Here is a 21,080-nt window from a genome sequence, read left to right as displayed (position 1 = left end):
CCCGAATCAAAGCCAACGGAGCGGCCAGCGCGGACCGGGGCGCAGATAACTCCAGACAAAAACCGCCGCCAGCATGATCAGCAAGGCCGGCAGCAGCGGATAGGCCAAAAACAGCCAGCCACTTTTCAGATTGAGCACGATCAGCGGATTGGCGCCGGCCGGCGGATGCATGATGTTGAGCAGCCGCATCACAATGGCGATCAGCGCGACGCCGGCCCCCATCGTCCAGATATTGCTGTCGAAAACCTGCAACAGGGCGATGCCGATGGCGGCCCCCAGCAGATGGGAAGCCAACACGGCAACCGGCCGCGCGCCCTCGTGGCTGGGAAAGCAGAATAACAGGATCGCCGTGCTGCCGAGCGAGGTCAGCGCCAGCCCATGTTCGGCATCGATCAACCACAGGACCAGGGCCAGGCTGGGCACAATGCCCAGAGCCGCCCACACCATTTCCAGGAAAGCCGCACGCGTCATTCACCATCCCCCGGCCTGAATAATGGCAATGCCCGGCGTTCCTCCCCCGATGGCAGCGCCGCGGCCGGATCGGCGATCCATGTCGCCGTATCGCGCCAGACCGTTTCAGCCTGCAGATCACGCAGCAGCATATGCCAACCATTGCGATACACAAGAATGCGCATGGCGATATCCGGCCGGGCCTTCAGTCGCTCGACAAACCGCTCAACCGGCGGCTTGGGAATGACTTCATCTTTCAGCCCATACATCAGCAATACAGGCAGCCGCTCGGGCCGCGCCGTTGATGCCGCGTCCATCAGGTTGACGAGGCCATGGATGGCATCGACGCGCGTGGCCTTGATGAACAGCGGATCACGCGACAGCCGGCGCAGCATCTCGATATTGTCGGAGGCTTGGATCTTCAGGCCGCTGCCGGTGAAGGTCTTCCAGGGAATCGTGTAGCTGGTCGCCCACAGGGCGACACGATAGAGCACCGGCATGCTTTCCCTGCCCCACACCGCCGGAGCAACCAGAATGGCGCCATCAGGACTGACCGTAGTCTGCTCAAGGGCGTGCAGCACGACGGCGCCGCCCATGCTCTCACCCAGCCAGAACAACGGCACGCCCGGATGGCGGCCTCGCAGCAGGGCACTCAGTTCCGCCAGATCCTGCGCCAGTCGGTCCTCGCCGGGCCAAAGACCACGATACGGCGCGGTGCCAAATCCGCGCTGATCCGGCGCATAGGTGGCAATGCCCTGCGCCGACCACCATTCCGCCGCCTCGGTGAAAGCGTTGCTGTAATCATTGAAGCCATGCAGAGCCAGGATCACGGCCTTGGGGCTGGCTGGAACCCAGCGCCGCATGGGCAGGTCCCGGCCATCGCCGGCCTGCCAGCCTGACGCATCCTGCGAAAGTCGCGGCGCCGCAGGGATTTCGCCCATCGGCTGCAGACGTGGCGCGCAGGCGGCAATCAGCAGCAGGGATAAAAGCAGGATGAGCGACGCAGCACGCGCCCGGCGTGATTGATGCAGGGCCGTCACGGCGTCGCGCCGGCGGCGCAAACCCGCCCGGCCGGGAAAACCAGCGTTGCTGTGGTACCGTTGCTTTTGCGGCTGGCCAGGTGGATACGGCCATCATGCAGTTCGATCAGGCGCTTGGTGATCGGCAGGCCGAGGCCGCTGCCGCCCGCTTCCCGCGCCCTTAGGGAATCGCCCTGCGAAAAGGGCTCGAATACCTTCTGCAACTGCCTGTCGCTCATGCCGATGCCGGTATCGCGAACGCGGATCGCCAGTTCGCCCTCGCCGAGCAAGGCTGCGGCAATCTCGACCTGGCCACCCTCGGGCGTGAATTTGATCGCGTTGCTCAGCAGATTGAGCAGCATCTGGCGCACCAGCCTCTCGTCGGCCTGCAGGCGCGGCAGGATGGCCGGCAGGGCGCGCTCCAGCACGACCCCCTTGCCGCTGGCCGTGACCGTCACCATGTCGAGCGCATGATCGACGGCCTGCCCGATATCGAGCTCGGTCTCGGTCAGCTCCAGCCGACCGGCCTCGATGCGAGACATATCCAGCACGTCGTTGATCAGCGACAGCAGATGCTGGCCGCTTTTCACGATGCCGTCGAGATAATCGTCATAGCGTGAATTGCCGACCGGGCCGAAAATGCCCTGCCGCATGATTTCGGCAAAACCAAGAATGGCGTTCAGCGGTGTGCGCAGTTCATGGCTCATGGTGGCCAGGAAATTGGATTTCGTCCGGCTGGCTTCCTCGGCCTGCCGGCGGGCGATTTCCAGATCGTTGGTCATGGCCCGCATTTCGGCATGGGCGGTCTCGCTGGCCCGCAATTGCCGCATCAGCGCATAGGCAAAACCGATCACCAGCAGCCATGTGACAACGCCTGCCGCAATCAGGATATTGTACAGCCGGGCCAGTTTCTCCCGTGCGTCGTCGACGCGTTTGATGCCAATCGCATTCACGCCGGCGGCAAAAGCGCTGAAATCGGCATCCAGCTTGCGCATCGATACCGCTACCGCATCGCCCGCAGCACGGTTGCCGGCGAACAGGCTGGTCAGCTGGCTTTCCCAGCCGCGCACAATCGGATCAATCCGACCAAGCAGGGCGCTGAGATCGGAATCCGCCTGATAGGTCGCGGAAGCCCGACCGGTCAGCAGCATGTCCAGCCGGCTGTAGAGGATATCGTAGCGCCGGCGCACTTCCTGTTCAGTCGCCCCAGGGGTGTTGTTCAGATATTCCAGCAAAGCGGCGCGAAAGGCCTGGTGCTCGTTGCGGAACTGCGCGCCTTCCCAGACGATGTTCTGGAACGAAAAGCGGTTATACTCGCGCTGCTGCACATAAAAATAAGCCGCCAGCACCAGCGACAACCCCACGACCGTAGCAACCAACACCAGCACGAAACGGCGGCCGGCACCGGCCAGTCCCTCGGGCCGGTTTGCGATCTGCTTCGGCAGAAAACGACGCGGCATCAGCGGACCTCAAGCCGGCGCAATTGCCAGACCGAGCGGGCATAGATTCCATCGGCCTTGAGCGTGCGGTCGCTGTCATATGGGTAGATGATGAAAACCGGTCCCATGTCGCGCAGCGTCAGATCGTGGCCATCAGCCCGCAAGGCCAGAATCACGTCATAGCGTTCGGCATCCTGCACCGGCAGACGTGCGGTGTAATCGTTATGGGCGCTGGCCAGCAGGTTGCGGCCCCGCGCCTGCACCGTGGAGAGCAATACGCGCAGCAGCACGCCTTCGAAGCGCATTACCTTGGGATGCCACGGCGTCGAAGTGACCACTTCGGTCATGCCGAGCTGTTCCAGCATGGCGCGGTCGAACCGGGCTTCGCCGGTGCCGGTATTGCTGCGGCCAATCTGCCCGGTCACGGTGAGCAGCACGTCGCCCTGCGGCGGCGGCAACGGTTCGGCGGCATGCGCCGGCAAACCGGCCGCCATGGCCATCACCATGGCAGGAGCCAGCAACGCGCGCCGCAGCGCCGAGCTGATCCTGCTCAATATCGATTCCCCAACCCCGGTCGTGGCGGCGACATTCTGTCTGCGCATCATGGGTTGGGAGTGGCATCGCCGCCGCAAAAAAGCAAGCGAACAGTCGTTTTTTGTACCTAAAGCGTGCGGGTCAGGCCGCCATCGACATCGAGAATCGCGCCCTGCAGGTAACCGGAAACCGGAGAGGCGAGAAAAGCAACCGCTCGAGCAATTTCTACGGGTTCGCCGAATCGCGCCACACCCATGGCCTTCGGCATCTGCCGGGCGGCCTCCGCCTCGCTCAGCCCCTTGTCCAGGGCGAAGCCGCGGATACGCACCTGCAGGCGCTCGGTGGCGATGGTGCCCGGATTGATGGCATTGACGCGCACGCCATCACTGATGCCGCGGTCGGCCAGCACCTTGGTGAGATTTAGACAGGCGGCATTGACCGAGCCGCCGATGGCGAATTCGGCAGCCCCGGTGCGGCCACCGACCCCGACGATATTCACGATGGCGCCCTGGCGCTGCATCAGGTACGGCCAGGCCGCGCGGCTGAGCCGCATGGCGCCGAAGAACTTCATGGCATAGCCATCGGCCCAGTCTGCGTCGCTCAAAGTCAGGAAGTCGCCGCGTTTGGTGGCGCCGGCATTGTTGACCACCAGGTCGAGCCCCCCAAAATGCGCTGCCGCGGCGGCAACCACCTGAGCCGGTACGCCGGGGTCGCGCAGGTCGACCGCCTGCACCAGGCACTCGGTCGTGAGGCTGGCGGCAAGCTGCTCGAGCTGGTCGCGCGACCGCGCCGCCAGCACCAGCTTCATGCCTTCGGCGGCAAGCAGTTCGGCAATGGCCCGGCCGATGCCGCGACTGGCGCCGGTGACGATGGCAACCCTGCCGGTGAGCTGAAGATCCATGACTGGGCGCCTCCTGATGGCATGACTTTGACCCTTTGGCTAATCTGCACAGAATCGATAAGCAAGGGAGGCGACATGTTCCGCAGCGATCTGTTCCAGGGCAAGCGTATTCTGATCACCGGCGGCGGCACCGGTCTGGGCAAGGCGATGGCCCGCCGCCTGATGGAGCTGGGCGCCGAACTGCATATCTGTGGCCGCCGCGAGGGCGTGCTGCAGGAGGCCGCAAAGGAACTGGCAGCCGCCACCGGCGGCAAAATCTTCTGCCATCCCTGCGACATCCGCGTGGCCCAGGCGGTGGACGAGATGATGCAGGCGATCTGGCAGCAGCATGGTCCGCTGGACGGCCTGGTGAACAACGCGGCCGGCAATTTCATCGCCCGCAGCGAAGACCTCAGTCCACGCGGCTTCGACGCCATCGCCAATATCGTGCTGCATGGCAGCTTCTATGTGACCCAGGCCGTGGGCAAACGCTGGATCGCGGAGAAACGCGGCGGCAGCATCATTTCCATCGTCACCACCTGGGTCTGGACCGGCTCGGCCTTCGTGGTGCCCTCGGCCATGTCGAAGGCCGGCATCGCCGCGATGACCCAGTCGCTGGCTGTGGAATGGGGGCCAAAGGGCATCCGCCTGAACGCCATCGCGCCCGGCCCCTTCCCCACCGAAGGCATGACCAAGCGCCTGGCGCCAACGGAAAAGCTGGAGCGCCAGATGATCGGCGCCATTCCGATGCGCCGCGTCGGCAACCTGTCGGAACTGGCCAACCTGGCCGCGTTCCTGCTCAGCGACGAAGTCGGCTATATAAGCGGCGAAGTGATCGCCATCGACGGCGCGCAATGGCTGAACACCGCCGCCGGCTTTGGCGCCCTGACCGAACTGGGCGATGCCGAATGGCAGGAAATCCGCGACAACATCGCCGCCACCAACGCCAGGGACAAAGCCCAGCGGACCGTCTAGGCATAAACATCCCTGATCGGTCCCGATCAATTGGTTGCATGTAAAATCGTAGGTATTTCAACTAAATATCGTCGGCGAAAGCCTTCGCATTGACGTTAGGGAAGCGCAGAATGCGCTTTCCTGATTCCGGTCAACAGCGACAGGCAAGCAACGATGAGCAGTGATCCGGCAACCCGTCTTGAGCATGACAGCCTGGGCGACATGGCCATCCCGGCCGCGGCCTATTTCGGCATCCAGACCCAGCGCGCGCTCGACAACTTCCATATCTCCGGCATCGGCATCAACCACTACCCCAACCTGATCCGCGCCTTTGGCATGGTGAAGAAGGCCTGCGCCTCGGCCAACAAGAAGCTGGGTTACCTGGAGCCGGAGAAATACAAGGCCATCGCCAAGGCCTGCGACGAGCTGATCGACGGCAAGCTGCATGAATGGTTCGGCATTGACGTGTTTCAGGGTGGTGCCGGCACCTCCACCAATATGAACGCCAACGAGGTGATCGCCAATCGCGGCCTGGAGCTGATGGGTTTCCACAAGGGCGAATATGCCCACCTGCACCCCAATGACGACGTCAACCTGTCGCAGTCGACCAACGACGTCTATCCCTCGGCGGTGCGGCTGGGCGTCATCTTAAGCCATGCCGAGCTGATGAAGGCACTGGACGGGCTGGCCTACGAGTTCCGCCAGCGCGGCGTGGAATTCGCCGACATCATCAAGCTGGGCCGCACCCAGCTGCAGGATGCCGTGCCGATGACGCTGGGCCAGGAATTCGAGGCTTTCGCCATCAACATCAAGGAAGACGTGGCGCGCGGCGACGAGATCGTGAAGCTGTTCCGCGAGATCAATCTGGGCGGCACGGCGGTCGGCACCGGCATCAACACCGAGCCGGAATATTCCAACCTGGCCATCGATGAACTGGCGCGGATCTCCGGCATCGAGATGGTGCGGGCGGCCAACCTGATCGAGGCGAGCTGGGACATGGGCGCCTTCGTGCTCTATTCCGGCATGCTCAAGCGCATCGCAGTGAAACTCAGCAAGATCGCCAACGACCTGCGGCTGCTGTCTTCCGGCCCGCGCGGTGGTCTGAACGAGATTGCACTGCCGCCGATGCAGCCGGGTTCGTCGATCATGCCGGGCAAGGTCAACCCGGTGATCCCAGAGGTGGTGAACCAGGTCTGTTTCCAGGTGATCGGCAACGACATGGCGGTGACCATGGCGGCCGAAGCCGGCCAGCTGCAGCTCAACGTGATGGAACCGGTAATCGTCTATAACGTGCTGTCGTCGATGCAACTGCTGGTGCGCGCCGCCCGCACGCTGGCCGAGAAATGCGTTTCCGGCATCCAGGCCAATGTTGATCAGGCCAAACGCCATGTCGAGGCCAGCGTGGGTATCGTCACCGCGTTGAATCCCTATATCGGCTACGAGAAATCCGCCGCCGTGGCGAAAGAGGCGCTGAAGACCGGCCGCACCGTGCGCGAGCTGGTGATCGAAAAGGGCTGGCTCACCGAGGCCCAGCTCGACGACATCCTCGATGTCGCCAAGCTCACCGCGCCAAGGCGGCGCGGGCGGAAGATCGTGGCGCCGGGCTAACCGAATGTCGGGCTAGACGAATACCGCCTCGGCCGTCATCGCCAGCGCGTCCTCGGCATCGACGATCCAGAGCGATACGGCATTCTCGCCGCTCAGGCGACCGCGCAGGCTGAACGGCTGGCTATCCAGCACCGGCCGACGGCCCCGGAAGCTGAAGGAGGCCAGCCGGCGTCCCGGCAGGGCATCGCAGGCGAGATCGGCCAGCAGGGTGGCCAGCAATGGCCCGTGCACCACCAATCCGTTATAGCCTTCCACATGGCGGGCATAATCGCGGTCGTAATGGATGCGATGGCCATTGAAGGTGAGCGCCGAATAGCGGAACAGCAGCACCGGATCAGCGACGAAGCCCTCTTCCCATTGCTGGTTCGCTGCTGCTGCTTCCGGTCGCGGCAACACGGCGCCGGGAATTTCCTCGCGATAGACGATGTCATGCCGGTCGGTGATTGCCAGCGCGGCGCCATAATAGATTTCGTGCCGGACGGTGACGAAGACCAGCCGGCCGCTGCGGCCGGTTTTCTCCGCCACATCCTCAATGGTCGAGATGCGCCGCGCCGGCCGGCCGAGCGGAATCGGCTGGTGGAAGTCGATCCGGCTGCCGGCCCACATGCGGCGCGTCGGCGCGCCATTCCAGAAGCGGCTGACATCGGGCAGGAAATCACCCAAAGCGGGATGGCCGTCGCGACCGAGTTTCGCCCGCGCAGCTATGGTCCAGAAATACAGCCAATGCCGCAACGGCGGCAGCGGCGCGCCCGCCACCAGCCCGACATCGGGCCGGTCGAGCGCATGGGCCAGCGCGACGCAGCGCTCGGCAGAAACGAGATCGGCGGCCGTTTCCGAGCCGCCGATCCAGTCTTTCAGGGCCTTCCTGTCCATTCGCTTACTGGCGGGCCTTGCCGACCGCCTCGCGCAGCAGCAGGTAGACCTTGCCGATATCGGCGGTGACGAAGGCCGATGTCAGCAGTTCCTCATGCTCCACGCCCTTGGCGCCGGCCAGCACACGCTCGAATTCGGCGATATAGCGGTCGGTGAAATCGCGGAACTCGCCGTCTTCCTGATATTTGCCGCGGATCTTGTCCAGGTCGCGCTGGTCGATCAGCTTGCGGGTGAACAGGCCGCGCTCGCCCTTGTAGTAGCGGCGCCACAACTCTTCGGACAGGTCGCGATTCAGCAGGCGGGTGATGTCGATGGCCATCGAGTTGAGATGGCCGGTGATGAAGGCCGCCGTCTTGAGGAACTGCTCGCCGCGCAGGGCCTGGGTGGCCTTGCGGAGCGATTCGGCCTCGACGCTGGCGGTACGCGCCGCATCGGCCAGCGCCTGGGCATCGGCCTTCAGGCTGGCTTCGGCCGAGGCCGCCTCGCTGGCCGCGCGGGCGGCGGCAGAGGCGAGTTCCTGGGCCCGCTGGCCAAGGGTGTCCGCGGTCTCGGCGGCGCGCGCCGTGGCGCGGTCGGTGACGGCGCTGAACTCGGTGCCGGTGCGGGCTAGGCGCTCGCCGATCTCGGTCACCTTCTCGCTCAGGCGCGCCGAACGGGTATCGACCTCGTCGGCCTGGCGGCGGAAACCGTCCGACATGCGGTCGGTCTGCTTCATGGCATCCTCGACGATATTGGCCAGTTCGCGGGTGCGGTTGCGCAGCACCTCGCTGGCATCGTCGATCCGGCCCGAAGCATTGCCGACAGCCAGATTAATCTCGCGGGCGCGAGCATCAAAGGTGGTGCCCACCTGTTCGACCCGGCTGACCGCCTCGTCGGAGACGCGCGAGACTTCCTGGGCCTGGCGGCGGAAGCTTTCGCCGATATTCGCGGTCTTGAGGATCGCGGCATCGGAGGCCTCGGCCAGTTCCTGCACGCGACCGCGGAAATTCTCGCGGATATTCTCGGCCTGGCGGCTGAGCTCGGTGCTGAGCGCGGTGAGCGCGCCGGCCTGCTCGTGAATCGTGCTGCGCAGTTCCAGCGTGCGATCGACCACGCTCTGCGCCGCCTCGCCCAGCTCGACCGAGCGGATGCGCGCCGTGTCGCCAGCGGTGTTGATGCTGCTGGTCGCCTTCTCGGCGGCGGCGTTCAACCCCGTCGTCTCGATCTGCGCCTTCTCGCTCATCGCCAGCAGCGCCGCAGTCTGTGCCGCCGCCTTCTCGGCCAGCAGGGCCATCGCCTCGGCAACGCCGAGCGACAGGTCCTGCAGGTCCTTGGCGCGCGCCTGCGCGGTGCTGCCGGCAAGCTGCGATTCCATCGCCGCGCGCTCGGCCGCGGCGCTGAGCGCATGGGCCTGGGTCTGCGCCGTCTCGCTCACCTGATGCAGACGCTGCGACGCCCGTTCGGCCGACGCCTGCAGCTGCACGGCATCCTGGCCGGCGCTTTCGCCGGCCGCGCGCAGCCGCTGCGCCGTGCGGGCCGCCACCTGGTCGAGGCCGTCGATCTGGTCGCGCACGCTGTCGCCGGTTTCGGTGATGCGCTTGGCCACGCCGTCAATGGTGACGACAAACTGTTCGGCATGCTGACGCAGCTGGCTGCCGGCGGCACCGATCTGGTCATCGGTGCGCTGGGTCGCCTGGGCCAGCAGCGCGTTCGCCTGGGTCATGGTTTCCTGCACCTGCGCCGCCATGGCCAGGGCATCGCGCCCGGCCTGGCCGAGGCTTTCGACCCGCAGCTTGATGCTGCCATCGGCCTCGCCGATCTTGGCCAGGGCGCGGCCGGAGGTTTCGTCCAGAATGTCGGCGCGCTGCTTCAGTTCGTCGCCGGCGCGCATGGCGCGGTCGGTGATCTGCTGCAGCGTGCTGGTCATGTTGGCGCCTTCGCGGCGCAGCGCATCGCCGGCCTGGGCCAGGCGCTGGTCTGCCAGTTCGGCAGCAGCGCCGAGCTGGTCGGCCTGATGACGCACCAGGTCGCCGGTCAGTTTCAGGCGCTGCTCGGCCTGGGTGGCGGCCTCGGCAAAGGCATCGGCCTGGCGGGTGGCGGAAGAACCGGCCTGCTCCAGCGCGCCAGTGCGGGTACGCATATCGTCGGCCGACAGGCGCAGACGCTCGGCGACGCGGGCGCCCTGCTCGTCCAGCGCCCCGACCTCGGAACGGATGGTTTCGCCAATATCGCGGATTCGGCCGATGGTGGTGCCGGTGGCCTGCTCGATCTCGCGCACGCGCTCGCGCAGCACGGTACCGGCGGCTTCGGCGCTGTCGATCACCTTCTGGCTGGCGCTGCTGAACAGCTGGGTCTCGCGACCGAAGCTTTCGCCAGCGGCGGTGGCGCGGGCCACCGTCACTTCGGCGGCGGTGGTGATGGTCTGGGCGGCTTCGGCGAAGTTCATGCCGATGCGGCCGGCCTCGCCGCCGGCGCGGGTAACGGCCTGCTCCAAGGCCACGATCTTCTGCTCCAGCGCGGCGGCGATCTGTTGCGCCACCTCGGCGGCGCGCTGCACGGCCTGGTCCATCAACTCGCCATGACGACGCGACAATTCCTCGACGCGTTCGTTCTGGAACTGGATCGCCGAGGTGATGCGGGAAATCTCGGAAGCCTTGTTCTGGAAAATACCGCGTGCCGTTTCCACCTCGCGCACGATCACGTCGGCAGCCTGCAGCAGCACCTGGGCCTGGGTCGACACGGTCTGGCCGATGCCATTGACCTTGGCATTCATCTCGGTGCCGACCTTGTCGGCGGCCTCGACCAGCGCCTTGCTCTGCTCCTCGAAACGACCGGCCAGGCCCTTCACGGTGGCATCAAGGTCGCGGTTGACCTGTTCGGCGGCGGCCAGCAGGCCCTGGGAGGACTGGCTCAGCGTGCCGGTAATCTGCCTGGCCTGCAGCGCAGCCTGCTCGCCGGCGCCGGCGGCAGCGGCGATCAGCGCCTGCTGCTGGCCGGCCATGGTCTCGCCCAGCGAAGCGATCTTGTCGGTAGCGGATTGCGCGGCCTCTTCCATCTCGCGCGCCTGACGGCGCAGCGCGCCAGCCAGGGCCGAAACGCGGCGTTCGGCTTCCGGCGTCGGATAGGTCAGGTCGAGCAGCACCTGATGCAGGGCGGCGGCCTGGCGCTTGATGGCGCTGCCGCGCCACATGTTGAGCAGCAGCAGCCATAGGAAGGCGAGCGGCGCCGCCATGCCGGCGATGAACGCGCCGACCTCGTGCGGCAGGGCATGCCACAGATTCTGCCAGCCGACCGAATTCTGGATATAGAGGGCGCAGGTGCCGAGCCAGAGAATGCTGATCGCCGAACCAGCAGCCACCATCTGGCGGCGCCGGCGCTCCAGCGCCGGCTGGCCGATCAGCTCGGCGGCTTCCGCCTCGGCGCGGTCGACCGCCACCTGGCTGGCGGCCTTGGCCGCATTGGCCGCCATATCGGCGCGCGGATGTTTGATCAGCGTCATCGCAACCTCCCCCGCCGGGCCGGATCGTTCATCCGGCCGGTCGGATCGCGTTAAGGCCCGCATTGAAACACCAAAAGCAGCAGGCACAAAGGCCGCCGGGGACGTAAATCCCGCGCCGGTAGCACAACAGATAGGGGAGCAATGGTTAACAGCGGCTTGCGGAAAAACTGGCGCGAACAGTTATCCCCGCAATCCACAGCATGTTTTTTGCAATGCAGCGACCGTCCGCGACACGGCATAAAATCAGGGGGCTCACGCTACGCTGAATCCGTCAAGGCAATTTTTTACAGCGTGATGTCACACATCGTATTGACGCTCCCTTAACCGTCAGTACCATATGTTGTGTTCGCTGACGCTGTTTTGGGTCGACGCTGCGCCGCCTTCGAGTCCTGTTTCCGGGCCATTTCCCGGGTTTTCGCCAGGATTTCGAGGGTGAAAAGGCGGGGTGCGCAGCCGCCAGACAGGCCGAAACGGACCGATACTGGGATTCATTGAGACGGCCGGACCGGACCAGCCACAAAATGTGGTGCCACGAATGTGGAGCCGGGCCGCAAGAACGAGGGGAAGCCATCCGTGCTGAACACTCTGCAAACCGAACGCGGCATCCGCATCGACGTCGACCGCAGCCGCGACCGCCTGCTGACCGATTTCGGCAAGGCCACCCTCGACGACCGTTACCTGCTGCCCGGCGAGTCCTATCAGGACCTGTTCGCCCGCGTCGCCAGCCATTACGCCGACGACACCGCACATGCGCAGCGGATGTACAGCTACATCTCCAAGCTCTGGTTCATGCCGGCCACTCCGGTGCTGTCGAATGGCGGCACCAGCCGCGGCCTGCCGATCTCGTGCTTCCTGAACGAGGCCAATGACAGCCTGGACGGCATCGTCGGCCTGTGGAACGAGAATGTCTGGCTGGCGGCCCGCGGCGGCGGCATCGGCAGCTACTGGGGCAACCTGCGCTCGATCGGCGAGAAGGTCGGTCAGAACGGCAAAACCTCGGGCATCATCCCCTTCATCCGCGTGATGGACAGCCTGACTCTCGCGATCTCGCAGGGTTCGCTGCGCCGCGGCTCGGCCGCCTGCTACCTGCCGATCGACCATCCGGAAATCGAGGAATTCATCGAGATCCGCCGTCCGACCGGCGGCGATCCGAACCGCAAGGCGCTCAACCTGCATAACGGCATCCTGATCTCGGACGCGTTCATGCGCGCCGTGGAGGCCGATGAGGACTGGGCCCTGCTCAGCCCGCATGACCAGACCGTGCAGCGCACCGTGTCGGCCCGCGCGCTGTGGATCCGCATCCTCACCGCCCGCATCGAGACCGGCGAGCCCTACATCGTCTATATCGACCATGTGAACCGCGCCCTACCCGAGCATCACAAGCTGGCCGGCCTGCGGGTCAAGACCTCGAACCTGTGCAGTGAGATCACGCTGCCCACCGGCATCGACCAGCATGGCCAGCAGCGCACCGCCGTGTGCTGCCTGTCGTCGCTGAACCTCGAATACTTCCATGAATGGAAGGAGCACCCGCTGTTCATCGAGGATTGCCTGCGCTTCCTCGACAACGTGTTGCAGGATTTCATCGACAAGGCCCCCGACAGCATGGCCAAGGCGCGTTATGCCGCGCAGCGCGAGCGTTCGGTCGGCCTGGGCGTGATGGGCTTCCATTCCTTCCTGCAGGCCAATGGCGTGCCGTGGGAAAGCGTGATGGCCAAGGTGTGGAACCGCACCATCTTCAAGCATGTGAAGGACCAGTCCGACGCCGCCTCGCGCAAGCTGGCGGAAGAGCGCGGCCCCTGCCCCGATGCCGCCGAATACGGCATCATGGAGCGCTTCTCGCACAAGATCGCCATCGCGCCGACCGCGTCGATCTCGATCATCGCCGGCGGCGCCTCGCCCGGCATCGAGCCGAACGTGGCCAACGCCTTCACCCACAAGACGCTGTCGGGCTCCTTCTCTGTGCGCAACCGCTATCTTGAGAATGTGCTCGAGCAGTATGAGAAGAATGACGACGAGACCTGGTCGTCGATCACCACCAGCGGCGGCTCGGTACAGCATCTCGACTTCCTGTCGGACGACGAGAAGGCAGTGTTCAAGACCGCTTTCGAGATCGACCAGCGCTGGCTGATCGACCTGGCGGCCGACCGCACGCCCTTTATCTGCCAGGCGCAGAGCCTGAACGTCTTCCTGCCGGCCAACGTGCACAAGCGCGACCTGCACCAGATTCACTTCCAGGCCTGGAAGAAGGGCGTGAAGAGCCTTTACTACTGCCGCTCGCTCTCCATCCAGCGCGCCGAGACGGTATCGGGCAAGTCGGCATCCGAAGGCGCCGGCAACGTGGTCTCGATCCCGCTGGTCGGCAAGATCAACGAGGGCGAACGGCCGCAGCGTGTGCCCGCGATGAACGAGCCGGAACTGCCGCTGGCCGCCGCCGCGGCGGTTGGTGGCGGCCCGCGCGAGGCGGTCGATTACGACGAGTGCCTCGCCTGCCAGTAAGCATGACGGCGATACGAAACCAAAAGCCCGGCTTACAAGCCGGGCTTTTTCATGCGCATTTCAGGTCCGTAACGATGATGATTATCAATTCTTTCCCCCGTCTTACGCATTGTTAATTTCACATCCGGCGGCAGGCATCCTTTCATCGGGGCGTTACAAAAAAGGACCCCGCCATGATCTCCGTCACTCCAGTCAATCGCGCACGCAGCGTCCCCGCCGACCAGTTCCTGGTCACCCATGCCGACCTCAGGGGCGGCATCACCTATGCCAATGCCTATTTCTGCGAAGCGCAGGACTGCCGCGAAAAGGACCTGCTCGGCCAGCCGCATAACATGCTGCGCCACCCCGACATGCCGGCAGCCGTGTTCCAGCTGATCTGGCAGCGCATCCGCGACGGCCGGGAAGTCTTCGCCTATGTGAAGAACATGGCCTGCAGCGGCGAGTACTACTGGACGCTGTCGCATCTCATGCCGCATTACGATGCCGGCCATCGCATCGATGGCTACCAGTGCTTCCGGCGCGCCGCCTCCGATCGCAGCATCAGCACCGCCGAAGAGGCCTATCGCGAGCTTCGGCTGATTGAACACAATACCCGCAGCAAGGAGCAGGGCCTGGCCGCCAGCCGCCAGCACCTGGACGGCATGATGAGCCGCAACGGCACCAGCTATGACGAGTGGGTGCTCTCGCTGGCGACGCTGGACGATGAGGAAGATTGCCTCGCGGCCTGAGCGTCACGCCATATTTCCCCCCAGCGGAAATTTCCCGCTGACTGGCCCGGCAGAACAGTTGGGCCTTTTTTGTCAGTCGGCCCGGCTGCCCTGCCAGATTTCCAGCAGCGCGATCAGCACGACGCAGGCGCCAATGCCCAGATGGACAAGGACAGCCATGTCATATCCGGTGAAGCCCAGCAGCCAGGGCGACAAGCCGGCCCACAGGCCCAGCACCGCATTGATATAAGCTTCCCAGCGATCCAGCAGCGTGAGCGCCAGCGCCGACAGCGCGAAAACCAGAAGGCCAATGATCACCGCGTTCATCGTCGCTTCTTCCAGGCCGCGATAGCCCAGCAGCCAGGGCGAGGCCGCCAGCAGGATGCCAAGCGCCATATTCGCCCAGTCCTGCCAGCGTCGCGCTTCCGGCTCGTGATGGGGATGATGACCGATTTGGACCATGACGCACCTCCTCCGGGCCACGGCATCGGCGCCAGAACCCGTCCAGGCCGTGCGGTGACAGCCCCCCTGTGCAGCTGCACGGCGTCACCCCTGAGATAGGGCCGGAGCCGGCCATTCTCCAGAGGGGGCAACCGAAACAGCCGGCACCGGCCAGGCAGGCCGATGCCGGCTGTTTCAAGAAGGGCCGGCGCGCCGGCCAGGCAGCCGTCCGGCTACCAGCGATACCGCAATCCGGCAGTAAGCGTGCGCTCATATCCATAAGCACACCACTCGCCGTAATAGCAGGACGCCACATAGTCCTTGTCGAAGAGATTCTTCACATTCACCGAGACATCGACACCGGCAAACGTGTTGGACAATGCGCCCAGATCGTAATTCAGCGCCGCATCGACCAGCGTGAAGGACGGCACCTCGATGGTATTGGCGGGGTTGACCGTGCTGCCCACATACCGGATGCCGCTGCCCAGGCTGAGCCCCCTGAACGACGTATCGCGCGGCATGTGATACATGATCCAGGCCGAGGCCTGGTGCTCGGGCACCGCACCGACGCGCTTGCCCTGCAGGCCGCTGTTATCCTTCGTGACTTCGGTGTCGAGGAAGGTATAGCTGCCCAGCAGGTCGATCTGCCTGGTCAGGCTGTGCCGCGCCTCGAACTCAAAACCACGCGATTGCACCTCGCCGACCGTGATGGAGAAACCCGAATGCGCGGGATCGCCGGTCTTCAGGTTGCTGCGCGTCACATCGAAGATGGCGGCAGTGAACAGGCTGTTGGTGCCCGGCGGCTGGTATTTCAGGCCCAGCTCATACTGGGCGCCCTCTTCCGGATCGAAGGGCTTGCCCGCGAAATCCGTGCCACTTTGTGGCGTGAAGGCTTCGGAGTAACTGGCATAAGGCGACAGGCCGTTCTCGAAGGCATACAAGATGCCCATCTTGCCGGTCCAGGCGCTATCATTCTGCCTGGTCACGGCGCCGGTGTTGACGGTCGTCGTTGTCCGCTCAGCCGCATCGTAGCGGCCGCCCAGCGTGACGATGAAGCCGCCCAGCCGCATCTGGTCCTGCAGATAGAGGCCATACTGCTCCGCGTCGACATTGGTGCGGCTGCGGGCCGGCACGGTAATCGTCTGGCCGTAAACCGGATTGAAGATATTGAGCGTCGGGGCCGTGCCGAAGCCGGTCGCGTAATGCCCATCGATGATCTGGTAATCCAAGCCGCCCAGCATTGTATGGTTGATGGGCCCGGTATCGACGCGCGCTTCCAGCTGGTTGTCGAAGACATACGACGTCATCGACTCGCGCGACGTCGCAACGCCACGATTCAGGGTCACGTTATCCGCCTGCAGGCCATTCGCATAAACGCTGTCATAGGCCAGCGTGCCGTGCAGGGTGCGGCCGTTCAGCCGCAGGGTCCAGATGTCGTTGAGCCGCTTGTCGAACTCGTAGCCAAGCGCGGTCTGGTGCCGGACGAATTTCTCGAAATTCGGATCGCCATCATAGAAATCCATTGGCAGCGTGCCGTACGGATTGGACAGCACCGTGGCCTGCGGCGGGATGCCGCCGTAGGAATTGCCCTTCGGATCGCTCTGATACAAACCGAACAGGATCAGGCTGGTATCTTCATCCGGCCGCCAGGCGATGGACGGCGCGATGGAGACGCGTTCATTCTCCGTCGTCTTCATCTGCCCGTCCTCGGTCAGGCCAACGACGGTGAAACGGTAGGCCAGCTTGCCTTCGGCATCGACCTTATCGGACATGTCGGCCGTGAGCCGGTAATGATTGTTGGTGCCAACCTCCATGCCAACCTCGTGCAGAGCCTCGTCGGTTGGACGTTTGCTGACCTGGTTGACCAGGCCACCGGCCGGCGCCTGGCCATAAAGCGTGGAGTTCGGGCCCTTCAGCACCTCAGCCCGTTCCAGCAGATAGGGATCGAGCTGCGGCGCGAAGTAATACAGATCCTGCTGCTTCAGGCCGTTCCAGTATCTGTGCGCGTCGAAGCCGCGGATGGTGAACATGTCATAGCGCGTCGCCACCGCGCCGCGCGTCTCCGGCGTGACGCCTGCCGTGTAGCGCAGCACCTGGTTCAGGGTCTGCGCATTCTGGTCGGCGATCTGGTCGCGCGGGATCACGGAGATCGACTGCGATGTTTCCAGCAGCGGCGTGTCGGTCTTGGTGCCGGTCCGCGCCCGGGAAACCACATAGCCCTCCACGGAATCCGTGGCTGTTTCGACCTGGCTGCTGCGCCCTTCCACCGTCACCGGCGGCAGCACCGTCGCGTCGCCGCTGCGCGGGATCTCAAACAACGTGACATTGGCCGGGCCGGTAAAGCGATAGCCCATGCCGGTGCCATCCAGCATGCGCGTGAGCGCCTCCTGCGGCGTCATGCTGCCACTGACGGCGGTGCTGCGCAGGTTCTGCAGCCGGGCGCTATCGAACAGGATCTGGATCGAGGCGCGATTGGCCAGCGCGAGGACGGCCCGGCTGAGCTCCTGGGTCGGAATATCGAACGCCATGCGCTGCTGCGATGATGCTGGCGTGGCTGTGCTCTGAGCCTGGGCGGCGGCAGTTGCCAGGTTCAAACCGGCGGCCAGGGCCACCACGCTGGCAGAAAGGCTGAACAGACGACGACCGCCCAGGCGCGGCATCACGGGCCGCACCACCAATTTCGCATTCATACTTGAAATCCCCCTGAAATGACGCAACCAACCATTGCGCAAATGAAAATCATTCGCGACATACCAATAGGACGCGCCACCTGGCGGATTTGATAAAAACATTCGCACCGCTCGGGCAAATACCCGGCAGAACAATCTATCTATCTGTTTTTACTTATAAACCACGGAGACAAAGGGCAACGCGGCAACGTGCAGGCCCAATTCCTGCGCGATCATCCTGAGGGCGCCATCCGGCTCGCCAATGCGAAAGACGCCGGAGACAACGCGGGCGGACAGGTCATCGTTCGTCAGCAGGATCCGGCTGCGGCGATAGCGGTTGAGTTCGGCAACCACCTCCTGCAGAGGCACCTGGTGGAAGACAAGATTGCCAGCCCGCCAGGGCGCGATCTCCAGCGGGTTCATGCTGGCCATATCCGGTTCTGACCGGCGGCCCGGGCGGTATCGCAGGGCTTGCCCCGGCGACAGGACGGCCATCCGCGGATCGCCGTCCGACCGCTGCATGGTCACCGCGACGGCATGCTCGACAACCGCCACGCCGTCGCCACGGGGCAGACGCTCGACCAGGAACTGGGTGCCCAGGGCCCGGGCCGAGAGCATGCCGGTATCGACGATGAAAGGCCGCCCCGTGGCGACGGCCTGGGGCACCGCGCTGAAATATGCGCTGCCGCCCAGCAGTTCGATCCGGCGCTCGGTGGCGCTGAAATGCAACTTCACCGCGCTCGCCGGGCCGAGTTCGAGGCGGCTGCCATCCGGCAGCGTGACGCCGCGGATTTCGCCGGGCGCCGTGCTGTAATCGGCGACCAGCGCAGTAACCGGATTGCCAATCCAGGCCGCCGCCAGCCCGATCACCAGAAGCAGGCAGGCCGCGACGGCGAAAGCCGGCGCCAGCCATCGCCGCGCGACGGATGGCAAGCGTGGCTTTGCATGCAGATCGGCGGTATGCCGCAGCAGGTCGCCCGGCGCCCACTGCAAGACAGCCAACGCATCCCAGGTCTGGCGCATGCGCTCATAAACCGCGCGATGCTGCGCGCTGCGCCGCAGCCAGCCTTCAAACAGCCGCGCATCGGCCGGGTCAAGCCGGCCGGCCGTCTGCAGGACGAGCCATTCGGTCGCCTCGCTTTCGATGTGGTCTCGTTGGTCGTCGCTGCTGGTCACGGGGTTTCTGGTCGGCTGTAACGGGGTATCTGGATGTAAGACGTCTGAGCGGCAAAAAAGAAGGATCAACACTGCAGGCTGGCTAGCTGCGCAGCCCCCGCGCCAGTGAACGGAGGGCCTGGTTCATGTGTTTCTGCACGGAACTGATCGACAGATCCATGAGCGAAGCGGCATCGGCATAGGAATATCCCTCGATGCGGATCAGGATGAAAATCCGTCGCGTACGGATCGGAAGCTGCTCGACCAGATCGTGCAGCCGGGCCAGCCGTTCCTTCGCGTCGGTCGCATCTTCCAGCGATGGCCGGTTTTCCGGAATGTCCGCCAGGGCATCATGCGGCACGGTCTGGGTCTGCTGTCGCCGTTTCGCCCGGACGTGATCAATCGCCAGGTTGCGGGCGGTGCGATAGAGATAGGCGCGCTCCTGCAGCACCGTGCTGGTCGCCGGCTGCTGGGCGAAGCGCAGGAAGGTTTCCTGCGTCAGGTCGGCCGCGGTCTCGATGTCCTGCAACTGGCGCATCAGATAAGCCTGGATCTCAAACCTGTAGGCCAGGAACAACCGCTTCAGATCCTTCGGTGACACGACGCCGTCCGCCCTTCCGCTTGACCGGCGGACTTTATTACGAGTGCGAATTATTCGCAATTAATAGGAAGCATTGCTGCGCCTGCCACAGCCGTGATCTTCATCACGCCATTTTTAATTGCCTAAAATATAATTGTGCACTATTTATCTTCTCGCGACGCGCCACCCGGCCGTCCCACCAGAGGAGCATCCCATGTCCATCACCCCGCTTTACACCACCACCGCCACGGCCACCGGCGGCCGTTCCGGCAAGGTCACCTCGGCCGACGGCATCATCGACATGACCCTGGCCATGCCCAAGGAACTGGGGGGCCCGGGCAATGCCGCCAATCCGGAAACCTTCTTCGCCTCGGGCTACGCCGCCTGCTTCCAGGGCGCGCTGGGCCTGGTGGCCCGCAACCAGAAGATCACCCTGCCCCAGGGCAACACGGTGAGCGTGACCATCGGCATCGGCAAGGACGAGACCAGCTTCGGCCTGAACGCCAAGATCTCGGTCGCCCTGCCGGGCATGGACCGGGCCCAGGCCGAGGCGCTGGTCGCCGCCGCGCACCAGGTCTGCCCGTATTCCAAGGCAACCCGGGGCAATATCGACGTGGCGCTGGAAACCCTGATCTAAATCAGGCCTGACAGCATCGCGGCGCCGGATTGCCGGTCAATCCGGCGCCGCCTATCCTTGGGCTTACCATGTCCGCCGACGAATCGATCAAGCTCGACCACCAGCTCTGTTTCGCGCTCTATGCCGCGTCGAACGCGATGACGCGGCTGTATCGCGACCGGCTGGAGCCGCTGGGCCTGACCTATCCGCAATACTTGGTCATGCTGCTGCTGTGGGAACAGGCGCGCGGCGATGCCGCGCCGCATACAGTAAAAAGCCTGGGCGAGCGGCTGCATCTCGATTCCGGCACCCTCACGCCGATGCTCAAGCGCATGGAGCAGGCCGGGCTGATCACCCGCACCCGGGATACCGCCGACGAGCGCCAGGTGACGATCGGCCTGACCGAACAGGGCAGCAAGCTGGAGGCCGCCGTGGCCGCCGCGCAGCGCGAGATGGCCTGCCTGCTGCCGCTCAGCCTGCAGGACCTGGCCCGCCTGCGCACCGAGCTGCGTGGCCTCGCGGCCGGACTGCAGGCCGAAACCGCCAAATAATCCACAGCGGGCGCCGATGCCGGCCAAAACCGGCGATATCCACAGGTTATCCCGGCCACCAACCGCAACATCTAGCGATAACCCTCTTGTCGCGCCCACAAGATGTTGCGATATTGTGCCCCGCTTTCCGTTCGTTCGTGGGGGATTCGATGTCGCTTCTGGATGCCAAGCCGGTCTACAAGCCCTTCAAGTATCCGTGGGCCTATGAGGCCTGGATGACCCAGCAGCGCGTCCACTGGCTGCCCGAGGAAGTGCCGCTGGCCGACGACGTGAAGGACTGGCAGAAGAAGCTCAGCCCCGGCGAGAAAAACCTGCTGACGCAGATTTTCCGCTTCTTCACCCAGGCCGACGTGGAAGTGAACAACTGCTACATGAAGCACTACGCGCGGGTGTTCAAACCCACCGAGGTGCAGATGATGCTGGCCGCTTTCTCCAACATGGAGACGGTGCATATCGCCGCCTATTCCCACCTGCTCGACACCATCGGCATGCCGGAAGAGGAATACTCGGCCTTCCTCCGCTACAAGGAGATGAAGGACAAGTACGACTACATGCAGCAGTTCGGCGTCGAGACCAAGGCCGACATCGCCAAGACGCTGGCGGTGTTCGGCGCCTTCACCGAGGGCCTGC

18 protein-coding genes are annotated in these 21,080 nt (G+C 64.5%); 7 read left to right on the top strand and 11 right to left on the bottom strand.

All coding sequences use genetic code 11. The annotated features are described in order from the left end of the window. Nucleotides 1–6: 6 nt before the first annotated feature. From Q1J79_RS12365 to Q1J79_RS12345, 5 genes are all read right to left on the bottom strand, one after another. Nucleotides 7–471, bottom strand: coding sequence for an HPP family protein (locus Q1J79_RS12365; protein WP_300300760.1), 465 nt, complete (start codon nt 469–471; stop codon nt 7–9). Beyond that, on the bottom strand, nt 468–1,490 hold the full coding sequence (locus Q1J79_RS12360) for an alpha/beta hydrolase (RefSeq protein WP_300300757.1): 1,023 nt from the start codon (nt 1,488–1,490) through the stop codon (nt 468–470). Before Q1J79_RS12360 ends, Q1J79_RS12365 begins: the two co-directional genes overlap by 4 nt. Next, nucleotides 1,487–2,929 (bottom strand): ATP-binding protein, encoded by a 1,443-nt coding sequence (locus Q1J79_RS12355; RefSeq protein WP_300300754.1) that lies wholly within the window; start codon nt 2,927–2,929, stop codon nt 1,487–1,489. Before Q1J79_RS12355 ends, Q1J79_RS12360 begins: the two co-directional genes overlap by 4 nt. Continuing rightward, on the bottom strand, nt 2,929–3,462 hold the full coding sequence (locus tag Q1J79_RS12350; protein ID WP_300300751.1) for a molybdopterin-dependent oxidoreductase: 534 nt from the start codon (nt 3,460–3,462) through the stop codon (nt 2,929–2,931). The genes Q1J79_RS12355 and Q1J79_RS12350 overlap by 1 nt, the downstream gene beginning before the upstream one ends. 107 nt (nt 3,463–3,569) lie before the next feature. Beyond that, a complete protein-coding gene (locus tag Q1J79_RS12345) occupies nt 3,570–4,343 on the bottom strand; it encodes an SDR family oxidoreductase (protein ID WP_300300748.1) in 774 nt (257 codons plus the stop codon). 75 nt (nt 4,344–4,418) lie between these two features. On the opposite strand from Q1J79_RS12345, the gene Q1J79_RS12340 reads away from it, so the two are divergent. Next, nucleotides 4,419–5,297 carry an SDR family oxidoreductase gene (locus Q1J79_RS12340; protein ID WP_300300745.1) on the top strand — a complete coding sequence of 293 codons (879 nt, stop codon included), beginning with the start codon at nt 4,419–4,421 and terminating at the stop codon, nt 5,295–5,297. A gap of 153 nt (nt 5,298–5,450) precedes the next feature. Further along, nucleotides 5,451–6,884, top strand: coding sequence for an aspartate ammonia-lyase (locus tag Q1J79_RS12335; RefSeq protein WP_300300742.1), 1,434 nt, complete (start codon nt 5,451–5,453; stop codon nt 6,882–6,884). A 12-nt stretch (nt 6,885–6,896) separates the two neighbouring features. Here Q1J79_RS12335 and Q1J79_RS12330 read toward each other — a convergent pair whose 3' ends face one another. Next, a complete protein-coding gene (locus tag Q1J79_RS12330; protein ID WP_300300739.1) occupies nt 6,897–7,757 on the bottom strand; it encodes an acyl-CoA dehydrogenase in 861 nt (286 codons plus the stop codon). A 4-nt stretch (nt 7,758–7,761) separates the two neighbouring features. Next, nucleotides 7,762–11,235, bottom strand: coding sequence for a hypothetical protein (locus tag Q1J79_RS12325; RefSeq protein ID WP_300300736.1), 3,474 nt, complete (start codon nt 11,233–11,235; stop codon nt 7,762–7,764). A gap of 573 nt (nt 11,236–11,808) precedes the next feature. Between Q1J79_RS12325 and Q1J79_RS12320 the strand changes: the two genes are divergently transcribed. Further along, a complete protein-coding gene (locus tag Q1J79_RS12320; protein ID WP_300300733.1) occupies nt 11,809–13,731 on the top strand; it encodes a ribonucleoside-diphosphate reductase subunit alpha in 1,923 nt (640 codons plus the stop codon). A 173-nt stretch (nt 13,732–13,904) separates the two neighbouring features. Next, nucleotides 13,905–14,459, top strand: coding sequence for a PAS domain-containing protein (locus Q1J79_RS12315; RefSeq protein WP_300300730.1), 555 nt, complete (start codon nt 13,905–13,907; stop codon nt 14,457–14,459). A gap of 72 nt (nt 14,460–14,531) precedes the next feature. Here the strand turns inward: Q1J79_RS12315 and Q1J79_RS12310 are convergent, their stop codons facing one another. From Q1J79_RS12310 to Q1J79_RS12295, 4 genes are all read right to left on the bottom strand, one after another. Continuing rightward, nucleotides 14,532–14,900 (bottom strand): SPW repeat protein, encoded by a 369-nt coding sequence (locus Q1J79_RS12310; protein WP_300300727.1) that lies wholly within the window; start codon nt 14,898–14,900, stop codon nt 14,532–14,534. Nucleotides 14,901–15,112: 212 nt separating this feature from the next. After that, nucleotides 15,113–17,569 (bottom strand): TonB-dependent siderophore receptor, encoded by a 2,457-nt coding sequence (locus tag Q1J79_RS12305; protein WP_300300724.1) that lies wholly within the window; start codon nt 17,567–17,569, stop codon nt 15,113–15,115. Nucleotides 17,570–17,719: 150 nt separating this feature from the next. Further along, nucleotides 17,720–18,724 (bottom strand): FecR domain-containing protein, encoded by a 1,005-nt coding sequence (locus Q1J79_RS12300; protein ID WP_300300721.1) that lies wholly within the window; start codon nt 18,722–18,724, stop codon nt 17,720–17,722. An 82-nt stretch (nt 18,725–18,806) separates the two neighbouring features. Continuing rightward, nucleotides 18,807–19,304, bottom strand: coding sequence for an RNA polymerase sigma factor (locus tag Q1J79_RS12295; protein ID WP_300300718.1), 498 nt, complete (start codon nt 19,302–19,304; stop codon nt 18,807–18,809). Between the two features lie 193 nt (nt 19,305–19,497). Here Q1J79_RS12295 and Q1J79_RS12290 point away from each other — a divergent pair, with 193 nt between their 5' ends. The 3 genes from Q1J79_RS12290 to Q1J79_RS12280 all read left to right on the top strand — a co-directional run. After that, nucleotides 19,498–19,920 carry an Ohr family peroxiredoxin gene (locus Q1J79_RS12290; RefSeq protein ID WP_300300715.1) on the top strand — a complete coding sequence of 141 codons (423 nt, stop codon included), beginning with the start codon at nt 19,498–19,500 and terminating at the stop codon, nt 19,918–19,920. A gap of 68 nt (nt 19,921–19,988) precedes the next feature. Next, nucleotides 19,989–20,450 (top strand): MarR family winged helix-turn-helix transcriptional regulator, encoded by a 462-nt coding sequence (locus tag Q1J79_RS12285; RefSeq protein WP_300300713.1) that lies wholly within the window; start codon nt 19,989–19,991, stop codon nt 20,448–20,450. Nucleotides 20,451–20,599: 149 nt separating this feature from the next. Next, nucleotides 20,600–21,080: ribonucleotide-diphosphate reductase subunit beta (locus tag Q1J79_RS12280; RefSeq protein ID WP_300300710.1), on the top strand; the 481-nt coding region annotated here is incomplete at its 3' end.

This window comes from Ferrovibrio sp. (assembly GCF_029255545.1).
In the GTDB taxonomy this organism is placed as follows: Bacteria; Pseudomonadota; Alphaproteobacteria; order Ferrovibrionales; family Ferrovibrionaceae; genus Ferrovibrio.
The sequence above is the reverse complement of the archived record's forward strand: the minus strand, read 5'-3'. Positions and strand labels throughout refer to the sequence as shown.